The organism is Brevundimonas sp. (assembly GCF_036676055.1).
In the GTDB taxonomy this organism is placed as follows: Bacteria; Pseudomonadota; Alphaproteobacteria; order Caulobacterales; family Caulobacteraceae; genus Brevundimonas.
The window spans coordinates 47,958-69,899 of the sequence record NZ_JAKFDS010000066.1 but is presented as its reverse complement, the minus strand read 5'-3'; the positions used below and the strand labels follow the sequence as shown (position 1 = coordinate 69,899).

Annotated in this window: 19 protein-coding genes; 8 read left to right on the top strand and 11 right to left on the bottom strand. The window is 68.5% G+C overall.

All coding sequences use genetic code 11. The features are described 5' to 3' along the window. On the bottom strand, nt 1-755 hold a 755-nt coding region (locus V6M45_RS11855; RefSeq protein ID WP_332656673.1), incomplete at its 3' end, for an outer membrane protein. Nucleotides 756-955: 200 nt separating this feature from the next. Here V6M45_RS11855 and V6M45_RS11850 point away from each other — a divergent pair. Further along, complete coding sequence (locus V6M45_RS11850) at nt 956-1,864, top strand: SDR family NAD(P)-dependent oxidoreductase (protein ID WP_332656671.1); 909 nt, start codon at nt 956-958, stop codon at nt 1,862-1,864. A 61-nt stretch (nt 1,865-1,925) separates the two neighbouring features. After that, on the top strand, nt 1,926-3,128 hold the full coding sequence (locus tag V6M45_RS11845) for an acetyl-CoA C-acyltransferase (RefSeq protein WP_332656669.1): 1,203 nt from the start codon (nt 1,926-1,928) through the stop codon (nt 3,126-3,128). Here V6M45_RS11845 and V6M45_RS11840 read toward each other — a convergent pair. Then, entirely contained in the window at nt 3,122-3,853 is a 732-nt protein-coding gene (locus V6M45_RS11840; RefSeq protein WP_332656667.1) for a helix-turn-helix transcriptional regulator, read from the bottom strand. The two genes, V6M45_RS11845 and V6M45_RS11840, sit on opposite strands and share 7 nt — an antisense overlap. Before the next feature lie 135 nt (nt 3,854-3,988). On the opposite strand from V6M45_RS11840, the gene V6M45_RS11835 reads away from it, so the two are divergent. Beyond that, nucleotides 3,989-4,600 carry a glutathione S-transferase family protein gene (locus V6M45_RS11835; protein ID WP_332656665.1) on the top strand — a complete coding sequence of 204 codons (612 nt, stop codon included), beginning with the start codon at nt 3,989-3,991 and terminating at the stop codon, nt 4,598-4,600. A gap of 6 nt (nt 4,601-4,606) precedes the next feature. On the opposite strand, the gene V6M45_RS11830 is transcribed toward V6M45_RS11835, so the two are convergent. The 3 genes from V6M45_RS11830 to otsB are packed head-to-tail and all read right to left on the bottom strand — an operon-like array spanning nt 4,607 to nt 8,659. Continuing rightward, nucleotides 4,607-6,031, bottom strand: coding sequence for an alpha,alpha-trehalose-phosphate synthase (UDP-forming) (locus V6M45_RS11830; protein WP_332656664.1), 1,425 nt, complete (start codon nt 6,029-6,031; stop codon nt 4,607-4,609). A 55-nt stretch (nt 6,032-6,086) separates the two neighbouring features. Continuing rightward, entirely contained in the window at nt 6,087-7,871 is a 1,785-nt protein-coding gene (locus V6M45_RS11825) for a glycoside hydrolase family 15 protein (RefSeq protein WP_332656663.1), read from the bottom strand. Continuing rightward, nucleotides 7,868-8,659, bottom strand: coding sequence for a trehalose-phosphatase (gene otsB / locus V6M45_RS11820; RefSeq protein WP_332656661.1), 792 nt, complete (start codon nt 8,657-8,659; stop codon nt 7,868-7,870). The genes V6M45_RS11825 and otsB overlap by 4 nt, the downstream gene beginning before the upstream one ends. A gap of 105 nt (nt 8,660-8,764) precedes the next feature. Between otsB and V6M45_RS11815 the strand changes: the two genes are divergently transcribed. Beyond that, nucleotides 8,765-9,781: a KpsF/GutQ family sugar-phosphate isomerase gene (locus V6M45_RS11815; RefSeq protein ID WP_332656659.1), complete on the top strand. Its 1,017-nt coding sequence runs from the start codon at nt 8,765-8,767 to the stop codon at nt 9,779-9,781. A 3-nt stretch (nt 9,782-9,784) separates the two neighbouring features. Here the strand turns inward: V6M45_RS11815 and V6M45_RS11810 are convergent, their stop codons facing one another. Both V6M45_RS11810 and V6M45_RS11805 read right to left on the bottom strand, forming a co-directional pair. Further along, nucleotides 9,785-10,330: a CAP domain-containing protein gene (locus V6M45_RS11810; protein ID WP_332656657.1), complete on the bottom strand. Its 546-nt coding sequence runs from the start codon at nt 10,328-10,330 to the stop codon at nt 9,785-9,787. Between the two features lie 47 nt (nt 10,331-10,377). Further along, the gene (locus V6M45_RS11805; RefSeq protein ID WP_332656655.1) at nt 10,378-10,929 is read right to left on the bottom strand and encodes a hemerythrin domain-containing protein; all 552 of its coding nucleotides are present in this window, start codon (nt 10,927-10,929) and stop codon (nt 10,378-10,380) included. A gap of 312 nt (nt 10,930-11,241) precedes the next feature. On the opposite strand from V6M45_RS11805, the gene V6M45_RS11800 reads away from it, so the two are divergent. The 3 genes from V6M45_RS11800 to V6M45_RS11790 are packed head-to-tail and all read left to right on the top strand — an operon-like array spanning nt 11,242 to nt 15,102. Beyond that, the gene (locus V6M45_RS11800; protein ID WP_332656653.1) at nt 11,242-12,447 is read left to right on the top strand and encodes an acetyl-CoA C-acetyltransferase; all 1,206 of its coding nucleotides are present in this window, start codon (nt 11,242-11,244) and stop codon (nt 12,445-12,447) included. 5 nt (nt 12,448-12,452) lie between these two features. Continuing rightward, complete coding sequence (locus V6M45_RS11795) at nt 12,453-12,908, top strand: GNAT family N-acetyltransferase (protein WP_332656651.1); 456 nt, start codon at nt 12,453-12,455, stop codon at nt 12,906-12,908. Nucleotides 12,909-12,924: 16 nt separating this feature from the next. Next, the gene (locus tag V6M45_RS11790; RefSeq protein WP_332656649.1) at nt 12,925-15,102 is read left to right on the top strand and encodes a 3-hydroxyacyl-CoA dehydrogenase NAD-binding domain-containing protein; all 2,178 of its coding nucleotides are present in this window, start codon (nt 12,925-12,927) and stop codon (nt 15,100-15,102) included. Nucleotides 15,103-15,118: 16 nt separating this feature from the next. On the opposite strand, the gene V6M45_RS11785 is transcribed toward V6M45_RS11790, so the two are convergent. Together V6M45_RS11785 and V6M45_RS11780 are read right to left on the bottom strand one after the other, a co-directional pair. After that, complete coding sequence (locus V6M45_RS11785; RefSeq protein ID WP_332656647.1) at nt 15,119-15,550, bottom strand: DUF488 domain-containing protein; 432 nt, start codon at nt 15,548-15,550, stop codon at nt 15,119-15,121. 9 nt (nt 15,551-15,559) lie between these two features. Beyond that, on the bottom strand, nt 15,560-15,886 hold the full coding sequence (locus tag V6M45_RS11780; protein ID WP_332656646.1) for a hypothetical protein: 327 nt from the start codon (nt 15,884-15,886) through the stop codon (nt 15,560-15,562). A 79-nt stretch (nt 15,887-15,965) separates the two neighbouring features. Between V6M45_RS11780 and V6M45_RS11775 the strand changes: the two genes are divergently transcribed. Beyond that, nucleotides 15,966-17,630 carry an amidohydrolase gene (locus V6M45_RS11775; protein WP_332656644.1) on the top strand — a complete coding sequence of 555 codons (1,665 nt, stop codon included), beginning with the start codon at nt 15,966-15,968 and terminating at the stop codon, nt 17,628-17,630. Here V6M45_RS11775 and V6M45_RS11770 read toward each other — a convergent pair. Further along, nucleotides 17,627-19,675, bottom strand: coding sequence for a TonB-dependent receptor plug domain-containing protein (locus tag V6M45_RS11770; RefSeq protein WP_332656643.1), 2,049 nt, complete (start codon nt 19,673-19,675; stop codon nt 17,627-17,629). The genes V6M45_RS11775 and V6M45_RS11770 overlap by 4 nt on opposite strands. 190 nt (nt 19,676-19,865) lie before the next feature. Further along, nucleotides 19,866-21,905, bottom strand: a complete 2,040-nt coding sequence (locus tag V6M45_RS11765) for a TonB-dependent receptor plug domain-containing protein (RefSeq protein WP_332656641.1) — start codon at nt 21,903-21,905, stop codon at nt 19,866-19,868. Nucleotides 21,906-21,942: the final 37 nt, after the last annotated feature.

Here is a 21,942-nt window from a genome sequence, read left to right as displayed (position 1 = left end):
GGCGGGGGCGGCGGCGGCGGCGGGGGCGGCGGAGGCGGCACATAGGCCGGCTCGTCCGCGCCGAACGCATAGCGCAGGCCCAGGCTGATCGAGTGGTCGGTGTAACGGCCTTCCAGCTCGCCCAGATCGCCGGCCGGGACCGACGAGAAGGTGTCGAACGAGAAGTTCGACATCAGGTAGCGGTAGGTCAGGTCCAGGCTGGCCCGGTTGCTCAGCGCCCAGGACAGGCCGGCGATGGCCTGCGCGGCCAGGTCGGTCGAGCTGTCGTCGGCGCCGATGGCGACGACGCGGTTCACCGCATAGGTGCCCAGGAACTCGGTGTTGACCCGGTTGACGCCGGCGCCCAGGCCGATGAACGGACGCAGGGTCGAGTCGGCGTTGCCGAAGTCGTAGATGACATTCATCATCAGCGAGGTGGCGTTGAGGTCGCCCTCGGGCCCTTCGCAGGGACCCACCGCCGGAACCGCGTTGCAGATCGCCGCGGCGCCCGAGGAGGCCACGTTGATCGCCTCGATCTCGCCGGGGCGGTAGCCGCCTTCGAGCTCGACGCGCCAGTTCGGCGTGAACCGGTAACCCAGCCGGGCGAAGCCGGCCCAGTCGTCGTCCACTTCGATGTCGTAACCATAGGCGGTCTCGGCATCGGCCGTGTGGTAACCGGCGTCAATCGCGCCGTACCAGCCGTTCGGATCGGCGGACGCGGCGCCGGCTGCGAACAGCCCCGCCATCGCGACGCCGGCTAATAGCTTCACCTTCATGATATCCCTCACACTCAAGGTTGCCCGAATGCCCACGCTTTACACGGGACGCTCCGGAGCCGAACGGCATTGTACGGTTCCGGTTCCTTGTTTTCGCTCGGAATGCGGCGACTGTGGCGCCGTTTCAACACATTGAGACGGGGCTGTCCCGGGGCGGGACGCCTGCTAGGGATTGCGGGAAGATTCACAAGGAGAGACCGATGGCGATGAGGTTCGACGGCCGGGTGGCGATCGTGACGGGCGCGGGCGGCGGGCTGGGGCGGGAGCACGCGCTGGCTTTGGCCAGGCGCGGCGCCAGGGTGGTCGTCAACGACCTGGGAGGCGCACGGGATGGATCGGGCGGCTCGGCGACCGCCGCGGAGGCAGTTGTGGCGGAAATCGAGTCGGCCGGGGGCGAAGCCATGGCCAACGCCGCCTCGGTGACGGACGCCGCCGCCGTCCAGGCCATGGTCGGCGCCGCCATGGACCGTTGGGGCCGGATCGACATTCTGGTGAACAACGCCGGCGTCCTGCGCGACAAGACCTTCGCCAAGATGGAGATGGAGGATTTCCGCTTCGTCGTGGACGTCCACCTGATGGGGGCGGTGAACTGCACCAAGGCGGTGTGGGATCACATGCGCGAGGCGAATTTCGGTCGCATCGTGATGACTACCTCCTCGTCGGGCCTGTACGGCAATTTCGGCCAGTCCAACTACGGCGCGGCCAAGATGGCGCTCGTCGGGCTGATGCAGACCCTGTCGATCGAGGGGGCGAAGAACGACATCCGGGTCAACTGCCTGGCCCCCACCGCCCACACGCGCATGACCGAGGATCTCGGCGCCCGCCTGCCGCTGGAGCTGCTGGGACCGGAAATGGTCACCCCGGGCCTGCTGTATCTGGTCAGCGACGACGCGCCGAGCCGCTGCATCCTCGCCGCCGGGGCAGGCGGCTTCGAGCGGGCCTATGTCACCCTGACCCAGGGGGCGTGGATCGCCGGCGATGACGCGCCTGAGCAGGTTGCGGCCCGCTTCGCCGAGATATCTGACCGCGCGGGCGAGATCGTGCCCGAGATGGGCGCGGCCCAGGGTTTCACCGAGCTGACCAAGGCCCAGGCCGCGCACAAGGGTTGATGGCTTGCGTTGACGTGGCGGCAGGCGGCTAACCTGCCTTTCGAAGAACCGGAGAACTCCCATGCGTGAAGCCGTCATCGTCTCCACCGCCCGCACCCCGATCGGCCGGGCCTATCGCGGCGCATTCAACGACACCCAGGCCCAGCAGCTCGGCGGCCACGCCATCCGCCACGCCGTGGCGCGGTCCGGCGTCGATCCGGCGGAGATCGAGGACGTGGTGATGGGCGCCGCACTTCAGCAGGGCTCGACCGGGACGAACGTCGCCCGGCAAGCCGCGCTGGCGGCCGGCTTGCCGGTCACCACGGCGGGCATGAGCCTCGACCGCCAGTGCGCCTCCGGTCTGATGGCGATCGCCACGGCGGCGAAACAGGTCATCCACGACGGCCAGATCGTCGCGGTCGGGGGCGGCCTGGAGTCCATATCGCTGGTGCAGAACCAGAATATGAACCTCTCCCGTTTGCGCGACCCCGAGCTGCTGAAGCTGCAGCCGCACATCTATATGTCGATGCTCGAAACGGCCGAGGTCGTCGCCGCCCGCTACGGGATCAGCCGCGAGGCCCAGGACGAATACGCCCTGCGCTCCCAGCAACGCACCGCCGAGGCCCAGACCGCCGGGCGGCTGAACGCCGAGATCGTCCCCATGACGACGACCATGCAGGTCGTCGACAAGGCGACCGGCCAGGCCTCGCCGAAGGAAGTCACCCTGGCGATGGACGAAGGCAATCGTCCTGACACCACCCTCGAAGGCCTGTCCTCGCTGAAGCCGGTCTTCGGCGGCGGCGAGACGATCAAGGAGGGGCGCTACATCACTGCGGGCAACGCCAGCCAGCTGTCGGACGGCGCCTCGGCCAGCGTCATCATGGAGGCCGGGGAGGCCGCGCGACGCGGGCTCCAGCCGCTCGGCGCCTTCCGCGGCATGGCGGTGGCCGGCTGCGAGCCGGACGAGATGGGCATCGGCCCGGTCTTCGCCGTGCCCCGTCTGCTCGAGCGTCATGGTCTGACCGTCGATGACATCGGCATCTGGGAGCTGAACGAGGCCTTCGCGGTGCAGGTGATCTACTGCCGCGACCGGCTGGGCATCCCCGACGACCGGCTGAATGTCTCGGGCGGCGCCATCTCGATCGGCCACCCCTATGGCATGTCGGGCGCGCGCATGACCGGCCATGTGCTGATCGAAGGAAAGCGCCGGGGCGCGAAATACGGCGTCGTCACCATGTGCGTCGGCGGGGGCATGGGGGCGGCGGGCCTGATCGAAATCTATTGAGGCCGGGCCGGCGGGGGGCCGTCGCAGCCCCGGGCCTTCCACTCGGCCTCCTTGGCCGCCAGCCAGCGGGCGCGCAGGACGGCGGGGCGGCCGGGATAGCGCTCGTCCATATACCCGGCCTCGACCACCCGGTCGGTGCGGAAGGTGCGGAAGTCGCCGCGCAGCTCGCACCAGCCCACCAGCAGCCGGGTCGTCTCGCGATAGCCGATCAGGAACGGCCAGATGACCCGCCGGCTCTCGCGCTCCTGTTCGTCACGATAGAGCAGCTCCAGCTTGCGGCCGGCGTGGATCGACGCCCGCACGCGGGCCATGTCCAGCACCTCGTCCTTGCGCGGCTCCCAGACGGGCGGGCTCGCAACGGCCGGCTCCAGCACCACCGGCCGCAGCCGTTCCGGCACGGTGGCGGCGATCTTGGCCACCAGATCCCGGGCCGCCCGGGCCAGGGCCGGATCGGCGCGCCCCGCCACCCACTGGGCCCCCAGCACGGCCGCCTCGATCTCGTCCGACGTCAGCATCAACGGCGGCAGGTCGAAGCCGCCCTCCAGCACATAGCCCAGCCCGGCCTCGCCGCGGATCGGCACCCGCTGGCCCATCAGGGTGGCGATGTCGCGATAGATGGTCCGCTTCGATGTCTCCAGCTCGGCGGCAATGGCGTCGGCCGTCAGCGGCTTAGCCGACCGCCGCAGCACCTGGATGATCTGGAATAGCCGGTCGGCGCGTCTCATTCGCTCACCCTGAACCCCCGCTGCTGACAGCATGCTGTCAGCAGGGTGGCAGTAGTCAATCGCTGTCGGCGGTCCGCGCTCAAGCAGCGAGCGGCGGCGTCGCGAGCGATAGCGCCCCCAAAAAGGAGAGTTCCCATGCTGACCCTGTTCCATGCCCCTTGGTCCCGATCGTCGCGGCTGGTCTGGCTGCTTGAAGAGATCGGGGTCTCCTATGACATCTGCTACTGCGACATTGCCCGCATGGACGGGTCTGGCGCCCGGGATCCGCGCAACCCGCATCCTGACGGCAAGGTCCCGGCGTTGCTGCATGACGACGTGCTGGTGACCGAGTCGGCGGCGGTCGCGCTGTATCTGACGGATCTGTTCCCGCAGGCCGCGTTGGGCGCGCCGGTCGGCTCGCCGGAGCGCGGGGCCTATCTGACATGGTTGACCTGGGTCGCCGGCGAGATGGAGCCGGCCTTCTGGGCCCGGATCAGCGGCGCGACCGAGGGCGATGCGAAGGTCCGGGCCCGCTATGACGCCGTCATTGCACGGCTGCTCGGCGCGCTGGAGCGGGGGCCTTATCTGATGGGACAGCGCTTCACCGCGGTCGACGTCATGGTCGGCAGCTCCCTGGCCTGGGCGCGGGACTTCTGCCCGCCCAGCCCGGCGCTTGATGACTATCTGGATCGGGTGCTCGACCGCCCCGCCAACACGACGGCGACGGCGAAGGATGGAACGCCGCCCGTTGTGGCTGAGGTCGCCTGATCTCGTTCAGGCCGCGTCGGCGGCGGCTCCCATGTCGCCGTCGGCGGGGTTCACCACGGCTCGCAGGGAGGCGACGAAGTCGTCGCGCCAGACGCCGACGTCGGTATCGCGCACCACCTGCATCAGGCACTCCCACTTCCGCTTGCGCTCGGCCAGCGGCATGGTCAGCGCCCGCTTGATGGCGTCCGACAGCTCCTCGCGGCTGAACGGATTGACCAGCAAGGCTTCGCCCATCTGCTCGGCCGCCCCGGCGAAACGTGACAGAACCAGAACGCCCGGATCGTCCGGGTTCTGGGCCGCGACATATTCCTTGGCCACCAGGTTCATGCCGTCGCGCAGCGGGGTCACCAGTCCCACCCGGGCGGCGCGATAGATCCCGGCCAGCTGATCCCGGCGGTAGGTCCGGTTCAGATAGCGGATCGGCTGCCAGTCCATGTCGGCGAACTCGCCGTTGATCCGTCCGGCGAGCGCGTCCAGCCGGGCGCGAATGTCCTGGTAGGTGTCGACGTCGTCGCGGCTGATCGGCGTCACCTGCAGCAGGAAGACCTCGCCGCGCATATCGGGATTGTCGCGCAGGAACTGCTCATAGCCCAGCAGCCGTTCCTCCAGCCCCTTGGAATAGTCCAGCCGGTCGACGCCCACCATCATCGACCGGAAGGCCGCGGAGGCCGCCATCCGGTCATAGGTGCGGTTGCCGAAGGTCGAATTGCGCGCCGCGAGGAAGCCCTCGACGTCGATGCCGATCGGAAACACGCCGGTCTGCACGGTCTTGCCGAAGGCCTCCAGCGCGTCATTGGGCAGCAGCCGGCCGTGCACGCTCGGTTCCGAGGCGACATAGTCCCGGAACAGGTCCAGCCATTCCCGCGTCTGGAAGCCGATCAGGTCGTAGTCGAACATCGACTCCACCAGCCGCCGGTGGTGGGGCAGGGTGACCAGCAACTGCCGCGCCGGCCACGGCGTGTGCAGGAAGAAGCCGATCCGGTTCTTCACGCCCAGCCGCCGCAGATCCCGGGCCAGCGGGATCATGTGATAGTCGTGGATCCAGATCAGGTCGTCGGGTTCGATCAGCGGCGCCAGCACCTCGGCGAAGCGGGCGTTGGTGCGCTCATAGCCCTCGCCATAGGATCGCTCATAGGCGGTCAGGTCGACCCGGTGGTGGAACAGGGGCCACAGGGTCTTGTTGGCGTAGCCGTTGTAATATTCGTCGACGTCCTGGGCCTCGAGATCGACCAGGGCGACGGTCACGCCGGCGCGGTCCTCGATCTTGGCCTCCGGGACAAAGGTCTCGACCGTCTCGCCCGACCAGCCGAACCACAGGCCGTCGTATTTCCTCAAGGCCGCCGACAGGGCCATGGCCAGGCCGCCGGCCGATCCGGCGGCGGGGTCCTTGGGCGCGGACACGCGGTTGGAGACGACGATCAGGCGGCTCATGGGGTCGAAACCGCTGTCTCGCCCGCAAGGTCCCCGGGGATCGCGTTGAAGTTGCTCATCGGGCGTCCGTCCACGAGCGGCTCAGCAGGACGGCGCAGTTGATCATCCCGACCAGCGAATAGGTCTGCGGGTAGTTGCCCCAGAGTTCGTTGTCCCCCAACGAAATGTCTTCCGACAGGAGGCCGGCGTGCGTCCGCCGGCTCAACATCTCCTCGAAGATCGCCCGCGCCTCCTCCGTGCGGCCGTTCAGGTGCAACGCCTCGATGAACCAGAAGGTGCAGAAGTTGAACGCCGTCTCGGGCTCCCCGAAGTCGTCCGGCTCGATGTAGCGGAACAGGTAGGGACCCTTCTTCAGGTCCCGTTCGATGGCCTCGAAGGTCTTCACCTGCCGAGGGTCCATCGGATCAAGGAAGCCGAGGTCAGTCAGCTGCAGCAGCGAGGCGTCCAGCTCCCTGTTGCCGAAGCTGGCCGCGAAGCGCCCCTCGTCGGGCACGAAGGCCTCGGCCTCGATCCGTGCGCGGATGATCGCCGCCCGCTCGCCCCAGATCTCGGCCCGCGCCTGCAGGCCCAGATGGTCCGCGGCCTTGGCCAGGCGGTCGCAGGCGGCCCAGCACATCACCGAGGAATAGGTGTGAACCCGGGCGATGGTGCGGAACTCCCACAGGCCGGCGTCGACCTGGTCGTGCATCGCGAACGCCCGCTCGCCGACCTTCTCCAGCGCGTAGAAGTCGTCAATCGTCCCTGGGCGCAGCAGCCGCTGGTCGTAGAAGGCCTGCACCAGCGGCAGCACGATCTGCCCGTAGACGTCGTGCTGCAGGTGCTCGTGGGCCTGGTTGCCGATGCGGACCGGCTTCATGCCGCGATAGCCCTGGACGCTCTCGACGATCCGCTCGCCGATGCCCGGCTCCAGTCCGACCCCATAGACCGGCTGCACGTGGCCGCCCGCCGCGTTGTCGACCAGGTTGCGCAGATAGCCGAGGTAGTTCTCGAGGATGTCGACCGCCCCCAGCCGGTTCAGGGCCCGGACCACATAGTATGCGTCGCGGATCCAGCAGTAGCGGTAGTCCCAGTTGCGCCCGCTCTCCGGGAACTCGGGCACCGAGGTGGTCATCGCCGCGACGATCGCCCCGGTCTCCTCATAGGCGCACAGCTTCAGGGTGATGGCGGCGCGGATCACCGCCTCCTGCCAGTCCAGCGGCAGATAGAGGGTCCGCACCCAGTCCTGCCAATAGGCGACGGTGCGCTCCAGCGCCGCCGCGACCCCCGGGCCGACGTCCTGATCGTAGCCCTCGTCGGGACCGAAGAAGAAGGCGTGCGCCCGCTCCAGCCGGAACACCCGCTCGTTGAGGATATGCGATACTGGACAGTCGGTGGTCAGCCGGAAGGTCACGTCGGTGCACATGTAGCGGATGTGGTTCGACCCGCTGGTCTTTTCCGCCGGCCGCGCCCCCCAGTCGGCTGACGGGCGCAGCCGCACCTTGATGCGCGGAGCCCCCTCCAGCGGCCGCACCACCCGCGCGAAGGCCAGCGGTCGATAGGTGCGGCTGTGCTTGGGGTGGCGGGGCGCGAAGTCGATGATCTCGACCACGGCCCCGTCCTCCGCCGTCAGCACCGTGCGCAGCACCGGCGTGTTGCGGACGTACTCCTGGCTGACGTGCTTCAGTCCTTCCAGTTCGATGTCCCAGAAGCCGTGTCCCGGATCGGACCCGTCCATCAGGGCCGAGAACACCGGGTCGCCGTCCACCCGCGGGGCGCAGGCCCAGACGTAACGGCCGTTGCGGTCAATCAGGGCGCTGATCGAACAGTTGCCGATCGGGGCGAGGTCCAGGTTCGGGGTCATGCATGCTCCTCGACGGCGTTCAGCCAGGCCAGCACGGCGTCCACATCGGGCAGGCCGTAGCGGGCGGCGGTCTCGCGGGGCGGCCCTACCAGCACGCCGAAGCCCCCGGCGGCCTCTGCGGCGCGGAAGCCGTCCTCGTCCGTCAGATCGTCGCCCAACATGACCGGAACGGCTCCGGCGAACGGAGGCTCCTGCATGAAGGCGTTCAGCGCGGTGCCCTTGCTGGTTCCGGGCGTCTTCAGCTCCACCACCAGATTGCCGGCCTGCATCGTCAGGCCGGTACGGTCAGCCAGATCGCGGGCCAGGGCCAGCGCCGCCCCGGCCTCGTCCGGAGCGCCGCGATAGTGAAGTCCGGCCGACACCGCCTTGTCCTCGACGATGATGCCCGGCCGGGTGCGGGCGAAGGCCTCGAAGGCGGCGACGGCGTCGCGCACCTCCGGCGCCGCCTCGGCGCGGTGCAGCGACCCGTCCGCGCGCCGCCGCTCAAGGCCGTGCACGCCCGAGGCCGAGGCGGCGCTGGCCTCGGCGATCCGGTCGATCTCGGCGATGGTCCGACCGCTGAGAATGGCGACCCGGCCGTCGAGCCTCCGCGCCACGGACCGCAGCGCCGCTGTCCGCTCGGGATGGGGCACGACGGCGTCCGGCGTCGCGGCCAGCGGCGCCAGAACGCCGTCCATATCGAGAAACAGCGCGGCGGGGCGGGGCAGGCGAGCGGGTGGCGGCGACAGATGCGATGGGGCCTCGACCGGCGCGGGCGCGCCGTCGGTGATCAGGTTTGAAGTCCGCATGGCCCCTTCTAACGCGGTCCTGCGGCGAAGGTTGACCGCCGGACCGTTTTTTCTCGCATTGCAGCAATCTTCCGACCGGCCCCGGCGATTGTGAATCTGCGCCCGATGCGCCACATCGCGGGAATGACCGAACCGACCAGCCCCGTCCTGTCCGCCGATCCCGCCGCGATGACGGCCCGCGCCCGCGAGGTCATCCGGCTCAACATCGAGGCCCTGAAGGCGCTTGAGGCCGGCCTCGACGACAGCCTCGCCCGGGCCTGCGAGATCATCCTGTCCCGCACGGGCTATCTGGTCGTCACCGGCATGGGCAAGTCGGGTCACATCGGCGGCAAGATCGCCGCGACCCTCGCCTCGACCGGCACCAACGCCTTCTTCGTCCACCCGGCGGAGATGAGCCACGGCGACCTCGGCATGCTGCGCAAGGACGTCACCCTGCTGGCGATTTCCAACTCGGGCGAGAGCCGTGAACTGCGCGACCCCCTGATCTACTGCCAGCGCGAGGGCATTCCGGTCATCGGCCTGACCCAGCGACCCAACAGCTTCCTCGGCCGCTCGTCCGCCGTCTGCCTGACCATGCCCCAGGTGGCGGAGGCCTGCCCCAACGGCCTGGCCCCCACCACCTCCACCCTGATGACCCTGGCGCTCGGCGACGCCCTGGCCATGGTGCTGATGGACCGGCGCGGCTTCACCGCCGAGGCCTTCGGCCTGCATCACCCGGGCGGCAAGCTGGGCATGAGCCTGCAGAGCGTGCGCGACTGGATGGGCGACCGCCCGCCGGCCCCTGCGACCGTGCCGATGGTCGCGACCTTCGCCGAGGTCGTCTCCGCCATCACCGAGGGCCGCAAGGGCGCGACCGCCGTGGTCGACGCCGAGGGCAGGCTGGCCGGCATCGTCACCGACGGCGACGTGCGCCGCGCCTTCAGCCGCGACAACGCGGCGGGCCTGACCGCGGCCGATATCATGAGCCCCCGGCCCAAGGTCATCGCCCCCGACGCCCGCATGAGCGACGCCATCGACCTGATGACCCAGAACAAGATCGCCACTCTGCTGGTGGTCGAGGACGACCGCCCGCTCGCCATCGTCCACATCGCCGAACTGATGCAGGCCGGCTACGTCAGCTGAGTCTCAGTACGCCCGCCGCCCGTCGATATTCCCCGGCGGCGCATAGCGGCAGGCCAGCACCGACCGGTCGCCGCGGGTCTCGACCGCGCAGCCGACATGGGTCGAGTCGCGCCAGACCAGCTGGGTGTAGTGGCCCACGTCGCTCCACTTCCCGGTCCGGCTGACGTTCGGGAAGACGTCGTGACGATACTCCGCCTTCTCCGCGATCCACTCGCCGACCATTTCCTCCGGCGTCCAGACGCGCCCGCCCCAGCCGGTCCACAGGTTCTCGCCATGGCCATGCTGCGCCGGATCGTGCCGGAACTGGTTGCTGCCGATCAGCTCCTGCGCCCAGACCCGCGCCTCGGCCTCCAGATTGTCGGCCCAGCGCAGGGGCGGGACGCCCGTCCGCGCACGCTCGGCGTTGTGGGCCGCCAGCAGACGCGTCTCGACGGCGTTCGAGGGCGGGGCTTCGCGCGGCGGCTCCACCGCGACTACGGCCCGGGTCGGGGGCGGGCCCGTCTGCACGAACAGCGGCGTCGGAGCGCAGGCGACCGCCCCCGCCGTCACGGCGAGGGCGGCCAGCGCGCAGGCTGTCCGGTTAGAAACAGCCGGCCTCAACGCTGGGGGGCGCCCAGCGGCTGGTCGGTCAGGGCGCTGGCGACATCGTCGCCCTCCATGGTCCGCGTCTCGGCGGGCTTGCCGGCCTGGAACTCCTCCATCGCCGTCGCCTTGCGGGCCCGCATGTCGTCGGCCAGCTTGTCCATGTCGAGGCCGGCGGCGCGGGCCTGGCTGAACATGCCCTCCGAGCGCTTCTCCTCCTCCTCGACGTGGTGCTCGATCATCTCGGACAGCACCTTGACCTTGGCGTCGTAGAAATCCTCTTCCGGACCGCCGGCCTCGATCTCGTTGATCAGCTGTTTGGCGCTGTCATGCTCGACATAGGCCTCGTTCAGCAGGTCCTCCTCGATCTGGCCGCGGCAGGCCGGATAGAAAATCTCCTCCTCAATGGCGGTGTGCACCTTCAGCTCGAGGCAGGCCTGTTCGGCCAGTTGCTGCTTCTTCGCCTTCGAGGTCGCCTTCTCGAACTGCTCGAAGATCTCCTCCACCTTGCGGTGGTCGGCCTTCAGCATCGCGATAGCGTCCATCTCTTCGTAGGTCTGGGCCATGTCTCGTTCCTCCTCGGAATTGGCGGGGTATGGCCGGTTAAGTCCCGGAAGCCGCGCGCGTTCCCAAGCGTGGCCCAGCTGAGAGTCGTTCGCGCGAACTGGACTCCCGGAGCGTCCGGAGGCTGACACAGCGGCGTTATCGCGCCGGTTCCGCGTACGGGACAGCCGGCGCCGACGAGGCGCTCTCGGGCAAATTACTTGACGTTGACGTAAGCGTAGGGTTTCTGGCCAGCGAGTTTCGAATCCGCACCCTCCCTCAAGCAGCGAGCGACCGCGTCGCGAGCGGTAGGGCCCCAACAGGAGAGACGCATCATGTCCGAGGCCTACATCTACGACGCGGTGCGCACCCCGCGCGGCAAGGGCAAGAAGGACGGTTCCCTGCACGAGATCACGGGCCTCAGCCTGGCGACCCAGGTGCTGGAGGCCCTGCGCGACCGCAACGACCTCGACACCTCGAAGGTCGACGACGTCATCCTCGGCTGCGTCACCCCGGTGGGCGAGCTCGGCGCCGACATCGCCCGCACCGCCGTCCTCTCGGCCGGCTGGGCCCAGACCACCGCCGGCGTCCAGGTCAACCGCTTCTGTGCCTCCGGCCTCGAGGCCGTGAACATGGCCGCGGCCAAGGTGAAGGCTGGCGAGGCCGACTTCGCCGTCGGCGGCGGCATCGAGGCCATGAGCCGGGTGCCGATGGGGTCTGACGGCGGCGCCTGGCCGGTCGATCCGTCTTCGGCCTTTCCGACCTATTTCGTGCCCCAGGGCGTCTCGGCCGACATGATCGCCACCAAATACGGGTTCAGCCGCGACGACGTCGACGCCTATTCGATGGAGAGCCACAAGCGGGCTGCCGCCGCCTGGGCCGACGGCCGCTTTTCCAAATCGGTCATCCCGGTGAAGAACCAGCTCGGTCTGGTCCAGCTGGACCGCGACGAGACCATCCGTCCCAACACCGACATGCAGACCCTCGGTTCGCTGAACCCGTCCTTCGCCATGATGGGCGAGATGGCCTTCGACAGCGTCATCAACCAGCGCTACCCCGAGGTCGAGCGGGTCAACCACGTCCACACGCCCGGCAACTCTTCGGGCATCGTCGACGGCTCGGCCGGCGTCCTGATCGGCTCGCTGGAAGCCGGTCAGGCCCTGGGCCTCAAGCCGCGAGCCCGCATCGTCGGCGCCGCCTCGATCGGCTCCGAGCCCTCGATCATGCTGACCGGCCCCGAGTTCGTGACCAAGAAGCTGCTCGCCAAACTGGGCATGACCGTCGCCGACATCGACGTCTGGGAGCTGAACGAAGCCTTCGCCGCCGTCGTGCTGCGCTACATGCAGGCGCTCGACATCGACCATTCGAAGATGAACGTGAACGGCGGCGGCATCTCCATGGGCCACCCGCTGGGCGCCACCGGCGCCATGATCACCGGCATCGCCCTCGACGAGCTGGAGCGGTCGAACAAGTCGACCGCCCTGATCACCCTGTGCATCGGCGGCGGCATGGGCACCGCCACCGTCATCGAACGCGTCTGAGGGCCATGACGCTGCGTCCCATCACCTTCGCGGACCTCGATGCGGTCTGCGACCACCGGCGGCGGATGTTCGACGCTGCCGGTCGTGACGCGGCGGTGCTGGACCGGATGGATCCGGCCTTTCGGATCTGGGCCGCTTCGCGGCTGCGCAGCGGCGAATACATGGGCTGGATCGTCGAGGCGGACGGCCGTCCGGCGGCGAGCGTCGGCCTGATGTTCATCGACTGGCCGCCGCACCCTGAACACCCCGACTGCGACCGCCGCGGCTATGTGCTGAACCTGTTCGTGGAGCCGGAACATCGCGGCCAGGGGCTGGCTCGCCGGCTGATGCGGCGGGTCGAGGAAGAAGCCCGGACGCGGGGCGTCGACTACCTGATCCTCCACCCGACCGCCCAGGCGCGGCCGATGTACGAAACCCTGAACTGGCAGGCGACGTCCGAGATGTCGCTGCGTCTGAACTGAAATCCGAGGAAGCCCGATGGAAAACTTCAAGATTGACGTCGACGCCGACGGCATCGCCCTGATCACCTTCGACGTCCCCGGACGGTCGATGAACACCCTGACCTCGGGCGTGATGGCCGAGATCCCCGAATGGGTCGAACGGGTGAAGACCGACGACGCCATCAAGGGCGCGGTCCTGACCTCGGGCAAGGCCAGCGGCTTCTGCGCCGGCGCCGATCTGGGCGACATGGCCGGTGGCATGCTGGCGGGCGGCTCTTTGCAGGACGCCTATGACGCCGGCTGGAAGCTGAACGGCGCCCTGCGCGCGCTGGAGACCTGCGGCAAGCCGGTCGCGGCGGCGATCAACGGCCTGGCGTTGGGCGGCGGACTCGAGTTGACGCTGGCCTGCCACTACCGGGTCGTCGGCGATGACAACAAGATTCAGCTCGGCCTGCCCGAGATCAAGGTCGGCCTCTTCCCCGGCGGCGGGGGCACCCAACGGCTGACGCGCCTGATCGGCGTGCAGGCCGCCATGATGGCGATGAGCGAGGGCAAATCCTTCCGCCCGAACGACGCCCGGGGCGCTGGCATCGTCCATGAAGTGGTCGCCAGGGGCGGCGAGGTCGACGCCGCCAAGGCGTGGATCAAGGGCGGCGGCAAGGCGGTGCAGCCGTGGGACGACAAGTCCTTCAAACTGCCCGGCGGCGGCCCCTACCACCCGGCCGGCATCCAGAATTTCCTCGTCGGCAACGCCATGCTGCGCAAGCAGTCCTACGGCAACTATCCGGCCGTGCTGAACCTGATGAAGGCTGTCTACGAGGGCGTTCAGGTGCCGATGGACGCGGCCCTGCGCATCGAGACCCGCTACTTCATCAAGACCCTGATGACGCCGCAGGCCCAGGCCATGATCCGCTCGCTGTTCCTCAGCAAGCAGGAGCTCGACAAGGGCGCCGTCCGCCCGGCCGGCGTGCCCAAATCCGATCCGAAGAAGGTCACCGTCATCGGCGCCGGCATGATGGGCGCGGGCATCGCCTATGTGCAGGCCCTCGCCGGCATCGAGACCATCCTGATCGACCGCGATCAGGAGAGCGCCGACAAGGGCAAGGCCCACGTCGCCGACCTGCTGAAGAAGCGCCTGTCGCGCGGCCAGATCACGCAGGAGAAGTATGACGCCCTGCTCGGCTCGGTCACGGCCACCACCGACTATGACCTGATCAAGGGCTCGGACCTCGTCATCGAGGCGGTGTTCGAGAACCGCGAGATCAAGGCCGACGTCACCAGGCGCGCCGAGGCCCAGCGGGCCCCCGGCGCCGTGTTCGGCTCCAACACCTCGACCCTGCCGATCACCGGCCTGGCCGAGGCTTCGGTCCGCCCCGAGGACTTCATCGGCATCCACTTCTTCTCGCCGGTCGACAAGATGATGCTGGTCGAGATCATTCTCGGCGAGAAGACGGGCGAGGCCGCCATCGCGAAGTCGCTCGACTACGTCATGAAGATCAAGAAGACCCCGATCGTCGTCAACGACGGCCGCGGCTTCTACACCTCGCGCTGCTTCGGCACCTATGTCGCCGAGGGTCTGGCCATGCTGGAAGAGGGCTACGCCCCCGCCCTGATCGACAACATCGGCCGCATGACGGGCATGCCGCGCGGCCCGCTTGAGATGCACGACGACGTCGCCCTGGACCTGTCGGTCAAGATCGCCAAACAGACCCAGGAAGACCTTGGCGAGGCCTATGAGCCGCTGCCGGGCTGGAAGATCGTCAAGACCATGGTCGAGGACCTCGGCCGCTATGGCCGCAAGAACGGCAAGGGCTTCTACGACTACGAAACGAAGCCGAAAAAGCTCTGGGCCGGCCTGTCGGACCTGGCCCCGGTCAAGATCGACGACTCGACCCCCGAACTGGTCGAAGACCAGAAGCGCCGCCTGCTGTACCGGCAGGCGGTCGAGGTCGCGCGCTGCTGGGAAGAGGGCGTCATCGACGACCCGCGCGAGGCCGATGTCGGCGCCATCCTGGCCTGGGGCTTCGCGCCATGGACCGGCGGCCCGATCACGATGATCGACCAGACCGGGCTGAAGGAATTCGTGGCCAGGGCCGATGACTACGCCGCCCGCTACGGCGACCGCTTCAAGGTTCCGCAGCTGCTGCGCGACATGGCCGAGCAGGGTCGCACCTTCTACGGCGACTTCGCCGGCAAGCAGAAGGCGGCGGCCTGAGGCTGACCGGGGCGGGTCAGAGGTTCACCACCTCGAACCCGTCCTCGGCCTGCAGCCGCTCGGCCAGCGCCGCGCGGTGACAACCCGCGTGGTCGGCCTCGAAGCACAGCAGCGCCGTCGGCCGGTCCTTCGCGATCTCGCGCAGCCGCTCGAACGCCAGCTGCGACGGCGGCTCCTGCATGTGATCGGCGAAGATCGCGCGCATCTCGCCGATGTGGCCCTTGCGCGCCGCGTCCCGCCCCGCCTTGGGCGTGCCGAGGTCGCGCAGGTGGACGTATTCGATCCCGGCTTCCGCGAGGCTCGAGCCCAGGACGGTTTTCGAGAACCCGGCCCTGCGCGACGCCGCCACCGCCCGAACATCGGCCAGCACCTTGACCCCGGCCGACTTCAGCCGGTCGATCACCGCCGCCTGCGGTTCGCCCTCATAGCCGATGGTGAACAGCTTCATCCTCGTTCCTCAGGGCAGGGCGCCGCCTTCGATCGCCTCATCGACGCAGGACTCCAACTCGGCCCGGTATCCGTCCGGATCGGCGGCCTTGCGTGCGGCCATTGAAGCCTCAAGGGCCTGCCGTTGTTCCTCGGACCACGCCTCCGGCGTTCCGTCCTCCGGCAGTCGCGCCAGCCACCAGCTGCGGATGAACCAGCTCGGTCCCGCCACCATGCCGGTCTCCCGCTGCGCCTCCGCGATCATGGCGTTCATATGCGCCAGGCACAGCTCCGCCCGGGGCGGCGGCGGCGGGCCGGGATCGGTGACCACGGCGGCGAACATCAGGGCGATAATCATGACCTTCCTCCTGACCAGAGCTTGACGGACCTCTCCCGGTAAGGCGAGTCCGTTGTCCGCCATTCTCAGGAACCGTCAGATGCGCCGCACCCTCCTTCTCGCCCTGCTCCTCGGTTCCGCCGCCTGGAGCGCCCAGGCCCAGGAACTCCTGATCCACGGCGGCACGATCTACACAGGCGTCGACAGCCAGCCGACGGCGGAGGTGGTCCTCGTTCAGGACGGCCGCATCGCCTATGTCGGCTCCGCGGCCGGCGCGCCGGACGTCAGCTACGCGGAGGCGCTCGACCTGAAGGGCGCGGTCCTGTTTCCCGGCTTCACCGACGGCCACGCCCACCTCGACGGCATCGGCTGGCGCGAACTGACCCTCAACCTTGAGGGCTCGACCTCGGTCGCCGACGCCATGGCCCGGCTGGCCGCCTGGGCCGAAACACATCCCGAAGGGCCGGTCGTCGGGCGGGGCTGGATCGAGACGCACTGGCCGGAAGGGCGCTTCCTGACCCGCGCCGACCTCGACGCCGCCGCTCCTGGTCGCATCGTGCTGCTGGGCCGCGCCGACGGCCACGCCGTGGTCGCCTCCAGCGCGGCCCTCGCCGCCGCCGGCGTCACCGCCGGGACCGTCGCTCCTTCGGGCGGCGAAATCCTCAAGGACGCCAATGGCGAGCCCACCGGCCTCCTGGTCGACGCCGCCGAGCAACTGGTGTCCGGCCTGATGCCGCAGGCCAATCCGCAGTCGACCCGCGACGCCTATCGCGCCGGCTTCCGCGTCGAGGCCGCCTACGGCTGGACCGGCATCCATTTCATGAGCGCGCCGTGGAAGGACGTGCCGCTGATGGAAGCCATGGCCGAGGCGGGCGAGGCTCCGATCCGGGTCTACAACAGCATCACGCCCGACGGCGCCGCCGCGCTGATCGCCGGAGGGCCACGCAGCGTCGCCGATGGCCGCGTCATCACCCGGGCGATCAAATACTACGCCGACGGCGCTCTCGGCTCGCGCGGCGCGGCCCTGTTCGAGCCCTATGCCGATCGTCCCGACACCACCGGCCTGATGCAGATCACCGAGCAGGAGATCGTGCCGCTGTACCAGGCGGCGCTGAAGGGCGGCATCCAGATCGCCACCCACGCCATCGGCGATCGGGGCAACGCCTCGGTGGCCGAGTGGTATCAGCAGGCGCTGGCCGGCGTCGGGCCGGCGGATCGTCCGAACGGCGCCGACGTGCGCTGGCGCATCGAGCACGCCCAGATCCTGCGGCCGACCGATTATCACTGGTTCAAGGACCTGCCGATCATCGCCTCGATGCAGCCCAGCCACGCCATCGGCGACCTGCATTTCGCCCCGGCCCGCCTCGGCGACGCCCGTCTCGACGGGGCCTACGCCTGGCACAGCCTCGCCGACCTCGGCGTCGTCGTCGTCGGCGGCTCCGACGCCCCGGTCGAGCGCGGCGCCCCGCTGATCGAATTCTACGCCGCCGTGGCCCGGCGCGATCTGGAAGGTTTCCAGGGCCCCGACTGGCGGCCGCACGAGGCGGTGGATCGCCAGACGGCCCTGAAGATGTTCACCCTCTGGCCCGCGTACGCCAGCTTCCGCGAGGACGAGCTCGGCACGATCGAGGTCGGCAAGCGGGCCGACTTCACCGCCTTCGACGTCGACCTGATGACCGCGCCCGAGGCTGACATCCCCAAGGGCCGGGCCGTGCTGACGGTGGTGGACGGCGTCGTCGTCCACCGCGCCGACCAGCCCCGCTAGAAGGTCTTGCGCACCCGGACCTGGAAGAAGGTCCGCGGGTCGATGTAGCGGTGCTCGACGAAGGCGATCGGGCGGGCCTGGGTGCGATCCGCATAGACCGTCCGCTCAACGTCGAAATCGTTCCAGATGTTGACCTGGGCCCGGATCGAAAGGGTCGCGGTCGGCTTGTACTCGGCCCACATCTCGAAATAGTCGTGGCCGCGCCAGCCCGACGTCTGGTCCGGATCGAAGCTCTTCTGACCCATCAGCGGGATGTAGGAGCCGCCGTACTGGAGCTTCCAGCTTGTGATGTCCTGCTCCCAGGAAATCACCGCCTGGGTAGGCCGGATGTTGGAGATGGGACGGATGTCGCCGGTGGTGGGGTCGGTGACCTCGGTGTGATTCCAGGTATTCCGGAAGCGGAACATGCCGCCCGGGACGCCCAGCTTGTCGGTCGGCACGGCCACGGTCAGGGCCAGTTGGTCCAGCGTGCCGTCGCCGATGTTGCCCACCGCCGACAGGCCGTGGTCGAGCGGGATCACATCCAGGGCGTCGGTGATCTCGTCGTGGCGCAGGCCGACGCTGACGATGCCGTCGCCCCAGAACCGGCGCTCGTAGATCAATTCGCTGATCCAGCGCTGTTCCGGCTCCAGATCGACGTTGCCGCCGAAGACGTTCTCATCCTCAAGGTCTGCCGAGGCGGCGAAGTCGCCGAAGTCGAGCTGGCCGACCTCGCGCTCGAAGCGCAGCCGCAGCTGATTGTTCGCCATCGGGGTCCAGGTGGCGAGGAAGCGCGGCTTGGCGAAGAAGAAGCTCTTCTCCTGGTCGGCGTCGCCCGACTGGCTGATGGTCGAGCTCTCCAGCCGCAGACCGCCTTCGAGCGTCAGTTCGGGCTTGATACGCCACGTCGCCTTGCCGAAGGCCTCGCCGCGCGTCTCCTCGACCTTGACCGAGGCGGACGGCAGCGGAATGGGAACACCGCCCACGGTGAAGGCCTGGTCGACCTCCAGCATGTTGTAGGCCATCTCGGCGCCGGTCTCGAAGGTCAGGGCCGGCGAACGCTCGAAGCGCACCAATCCTCGCAGGATCGACTCGGACGAGTCGCCGGCGCCGACGAACTGCTGTTCGGGGCTGTCGACGCCGCCCAGGCGGCTGCGCGAGGTCGAGACCGATTCGAAGCTGTTCCACTGGTGGATCAGCCGCGTCTCCATGTTCAGCCGCTCGCTCAGCGGGCGGGTGTAGACGGCGCCGAACTCGCCGCCGTCGCCATCGTTCTCGAACAGGCTTTCGCGCCGGACGTCGGTGGCGGTCTGCAAGTTGATGCTGTGGAAGTCGTTGACGCCGTAGCGGGCGGTCAGGTCGATCTTGCCCCCGAAGAGCGGGGTGGCGAAGTTGCCGCGGATCGACTGCCCGCCCCCGTAGCCGTCGTTGTAGTAGTCCTCGTTCCGGGTGACGACGCCATTGGCGTCTGTGCGGATCACGGGACCGACGCCGTTCGAGTCGCTCATCGACACGCCGTCGCTGAGGGTCACGCCCCAGGTGCGCTCGCCCTCCCGGGCGCTGAACTGGTAGGAGCCGGCGAACATGTCCCGGCCGCCGTCGAAGAAGAAGCCGGAGGCGGTGAGGATCGACTGGCGGGTGTTCTCGGTTTTCAGGATCACGTTCACCACGACCGAATAGCCCTGCATGTCGATGCCGGGAGCGCCGCCGCGGATCAGCTCGATCCGCTCGACCTGGCTGGCCAGGGTGCGTGACAGTACGCTGGACCCGGTGTCGTTCTTGGAGGCCGGGCGGGCGTTGTTGATCAGGATGTTGCCGACGGCGCCCTCGAAGCCGCGGTTGCCGGAGCCGTCGTTGACCGAGAAACCGGGCACCCGGCTGACCATGTCGAGCGCGGTGTTGGGGCGCTGGTCGGCGAAGAAGTCGGGCGTGAAGACCAGCACGCCCTGGGCGGAGGGATCGGCCGCCGGCGCGACCGGCGGGGGTGACTGGGGCGCGGTCTGGGCGGAGGCGACTCCCGCGCTCAACAGCAGCGCCGTAGTGGCCAGCAGGACGGATTCGCGCATCTCTATGGTTCCCTCGTTCTTGAAGCGAGGTGTGGCCGCGAGGTCTGCCGTGATCCAGTTACAAACCTGACAGGAGCATTAAATAAACTCCATATTACAATGGGGTAATGGCGAGGCGCGCCAGCGGCGTTCGCAGATCCAAAAACGGCCGCCCCTCGCGGGACGGCCGTGACCGGGTGGGGAGGGGGCCTCAGAAGGTCTTGCGCAACCGCAGTTGCCAGAACGTCCGGGGGTCGACGTCCCGGGTCTCGACGTAGGCGACAGGCCGGGCCTCGCTGCGGTCGGCATAGGCCGTGCGCGTGATCAGGAAATCATCCCAGATATTGACCTGGGCGCGAAGCGACAGGGTCGGGGTCGGCTTGTACTCCGCGAACAGGACCCGGTAGTTGCGCAGCCGCACGTCCGTGGTCTGGTCAGGGTCGAAGTTCGGCTCGTCGAAGCCGCGCAACCATTCGAAGCCCCATTGGGTCTTCCATGACGCGATGTCCTGCGTGAAACCGATGTTGATGTCGAACGGCCGAACGCGTGAGATCTCGCGCGGGTCGCCCGTGGTCGGGTCCGTCACCTCACTGGACTGCCAGGTCGCCGTTGACGAGAGGCGTCCGCCGCTTATGCCGAAGCGACCGACGGGCACCGTCAGGCTGACCGAGGCTCGATCCTGCGTCCCGTCCCCGATGTTGCCGGTGGCCGAGAGCCCCCCCGCCAAAGGAATGATGTCCAGGACATCCTCGATCTCATCGTGTCGCAGGGTCGCCGAGAAGACGCCCTCGTCCCAGAAGCGGCGTTCATAGACCAGTTCGCTGACCCAGCGCTGCTCGGGCTCCAGATCGACGTTGCCGCCGAACACGTTCTCGTCCTGAAGGTCGGCGGAAGCCGCGAAGTCGTCGAAATCCAGCTGGCCGACCTCGCGTTCTACGCGCAAGCGGATCTGGTTGCCTTCCGACGGCGTCCAGGTGGCCAGAACGCGAGGCTTGGCGAAGAAGAAGGATTTCTCCTGATCCGCGTCGCCAGACTGGCTGATGGTCGAGCTCTCCAGCCGCAGGCCGGTCTCCAGGCTCAGGGTCGGGTTGACGCGCCATGTCGTCGTGCCAAACAGCTCGCCGCGTGTTTCCTCCACCTTGACCGTCGCCGAGGGCAGGGGCACCGGCGTTCCGCCGATCGAGAAGGCCTGCTCGGAATCGAGCATATTGTATGCGATCTCCCCGCCGGTCTCGAACGTCGTCGTCGCCGAATACTCATTTCGGAAGATCACGCGTCCGATCGTTTCGGACGAGGCACGGTCATAGGCGAAGACTTGCTCGGGCGACTGGACGCCATTCAGGCGCGTGCGGTTGGTTGAGGCCCCTTCGGTTCCATTGAAGGTGTGGATGAACCGCCCTTCCATCTTCCAGGCGTCGTTGATGGGGCGGCTGTAGACGGCGCCGACTTCGCCGCCGGACCCCTCGCTAACGCCGATGTTCTCGCGCAGGGTCGTGGCTGAGCTCTGGGTCTGCGTCTGGGTGAAGTCGTTGACGCCATAACGACCGGTCAGCTCGACCCGGCCGGCCGCGAGGGGGCCAGACCAGTTGACCCGCGCCGACTGGCCGCCGCCCCCAAAGGTGGCGTCGAACGACTCGTCGCGGATCACGTTACCGGCCGCGTCCGTGCGGACGACGCGGCCCGGCCCTCCGGAATCGCTCATCGAGATGCCGTCTGACACGAGCACGCCCCAGCTGCGGTCCCCATCGGTGGCCGTGTACTGGTAGGACGCCGCGTACAGGTCGCGCGCGCCCTCGAAGATGTTGGCGTTCCAGGTCGCGATCGACTGGTGGCTGGCCTCCTTCTTGAGAATCACGTTCACGACGACCGCATAGCCCTGCATGGCGATGCCGGCAGCGCCGCCGCGGATCAGTTCGATGCGCTCGACCTGACCGGCCTGGGTTCTGGACAACACGTTGGAGCCGGTGTCGTTCTTGGAAGCGGGGCGGGTGCCGTTGATCAGCACATTGCCGGCCGACCCCTCGAATCCGCGGCTGCCGTCGCCGTCGCTCAGATCAAAGCCGGGGATGCGGTTGACCATGTCCAGCGCCGTGTTGGGGCGCTGATCGGCGAAGAAGTCGGGCGTGAAGACGAGGACGCCAGTCTCGGACGCCGCGGGCGCGGCCGCGGCGTTCGACGAAGCTGTCTGTGCCGAAGCCGCGCCGGCGCCGATCAACAGGGCGGTGCTGGCCAGCAGAATGGTCTTGTGCATGTCGGTCTTCCCCTCGTTTTGCGGCGAGTGGTGTGGC

Excerpts from the sequence above, each read along its gene's own strand:
- V6M45_RS11845 (WP_332656669.1), top strand. The coding sequence starts at position 1,926 with ATGCGTGAAGCCGTCATCGTCTCCACCGCCCGCACCCCGATCGGCCGG.
- V6M45_RS11780 (WP_332656646.1), bottom strand. The coding sequence starts at position 15,886 with ATGATTATCGCCCTGATGTTCGCCGCCGTGGTCACCGATCCCGGCCCG.
- V6M45_RS11800 (WP_332656653.1), top strand. The coding sequence starts at position 11,242 with ATGTCCGAGGCCTACATCTACGACGCGGTGCGCACCCCGCGCGGCAAG.
- V6M45_RS11790 (WP_332656649.1), top strand. The coding sequence starts at position 12,925 with ATGGAAAACTTCAAGATTGACGTCGACGCCGACGGCATCGCCCTGATC.
- V6M45_RS11830 (WP_332656664.1), bottom strand. The coding sequence starts at position 6,031 with ATGAGCCGCCTGATCGTCGTCTCCAACCGCGTGTCCGCGCCCAAGGAC.
- V6M45_RS11825 (WP_332656663.1), bottom strand. The coding sequence starts at position 7,871 with ATGACCCCGAACCTGGACCTCGCCCCGATCGGCAACTGTTCGATCAGC.
- V6M45_RS11785 (WP_332656647.1), bottom strand. The coding sequence starts at position 15,550 with ATGAAGCTGTTCACCATCGGCTATGAGGGCGAACCGCAGGCGGCGGTG.
- V6M45_RS11805 (WP_332656655.1), bottom strand. The coding sequence starts at position 10,929 with ATGGCCCAGACCTACGAAGAGATGGACGCTATCGCGATGCTGAAGGCC.
- V6M45_RS11765 (WP_332656641.1), bottom strand. The coding sequence starts at position 21,905 with ATGCACAAGACCATTCTGCTGGCCAGCACCGCCCTGTTGATCGGCGCC.
- V6M45_RS11815 (WP_332656659.1), top strand. The coding sequence starts at position 8,765 with ATGCGCCACATCGCGGGAATGACCGAACCGACCAGCCCCGTCCTGTCC.
- V6M45_RS11795 (WP_332656651.1), top strand. The coding sequence starts at position 12,453 with ATGACGCTGCGTCCCATCACCTTCGCGGACCTCGATGCGGTCTGCGAC.
- V6M45_RS11835 (WP_332656665.1), top strand. The coding sequence starts at position 3,989 with ATGCTGACCCTGTTCCATGCCCCTTGGTCCCGATCGTCGCGGCTGGTC.
- V6M45_RS11775 (WP_332656644.1), top strand. The coding sequence starts at position 15,966 with ATGCGCCGCACCCTCCTTCTCGCCCTGCTCCTCGGTTCCGCCGCCTGG.
- V6M45_RS11850 (WP_332656671.1), top strand. The coding sequence starts at position 956 with ATGGCGATGAGGTTCGACGGCCGGGTGGCGATCGTGACGGGCGCGGGC.
- otsB (WP_332656661.1), bottom strand. The coding sequence starts at position 8,659 with ATGCGGACTTCAAACCTGATCACCGACGGCGCGCCCGCGCCGGTCGAG.
- V6M45_RS11840 (WP_332656667.1), bottom strand. The coding sequence starts at position 3,853 with ATGAGACGCGCCGACCGGCTATTCCAGATCATCCAGGTGCTGCGGCGG.
- V6M45_RS11770 (WP_332656643.1), bottom strand. The coding sequence starts at position 19,675 with ATGCGCGAATCCGTCCTGCTGGCCACTACGGCGCTGCTGTTGAGCGCG.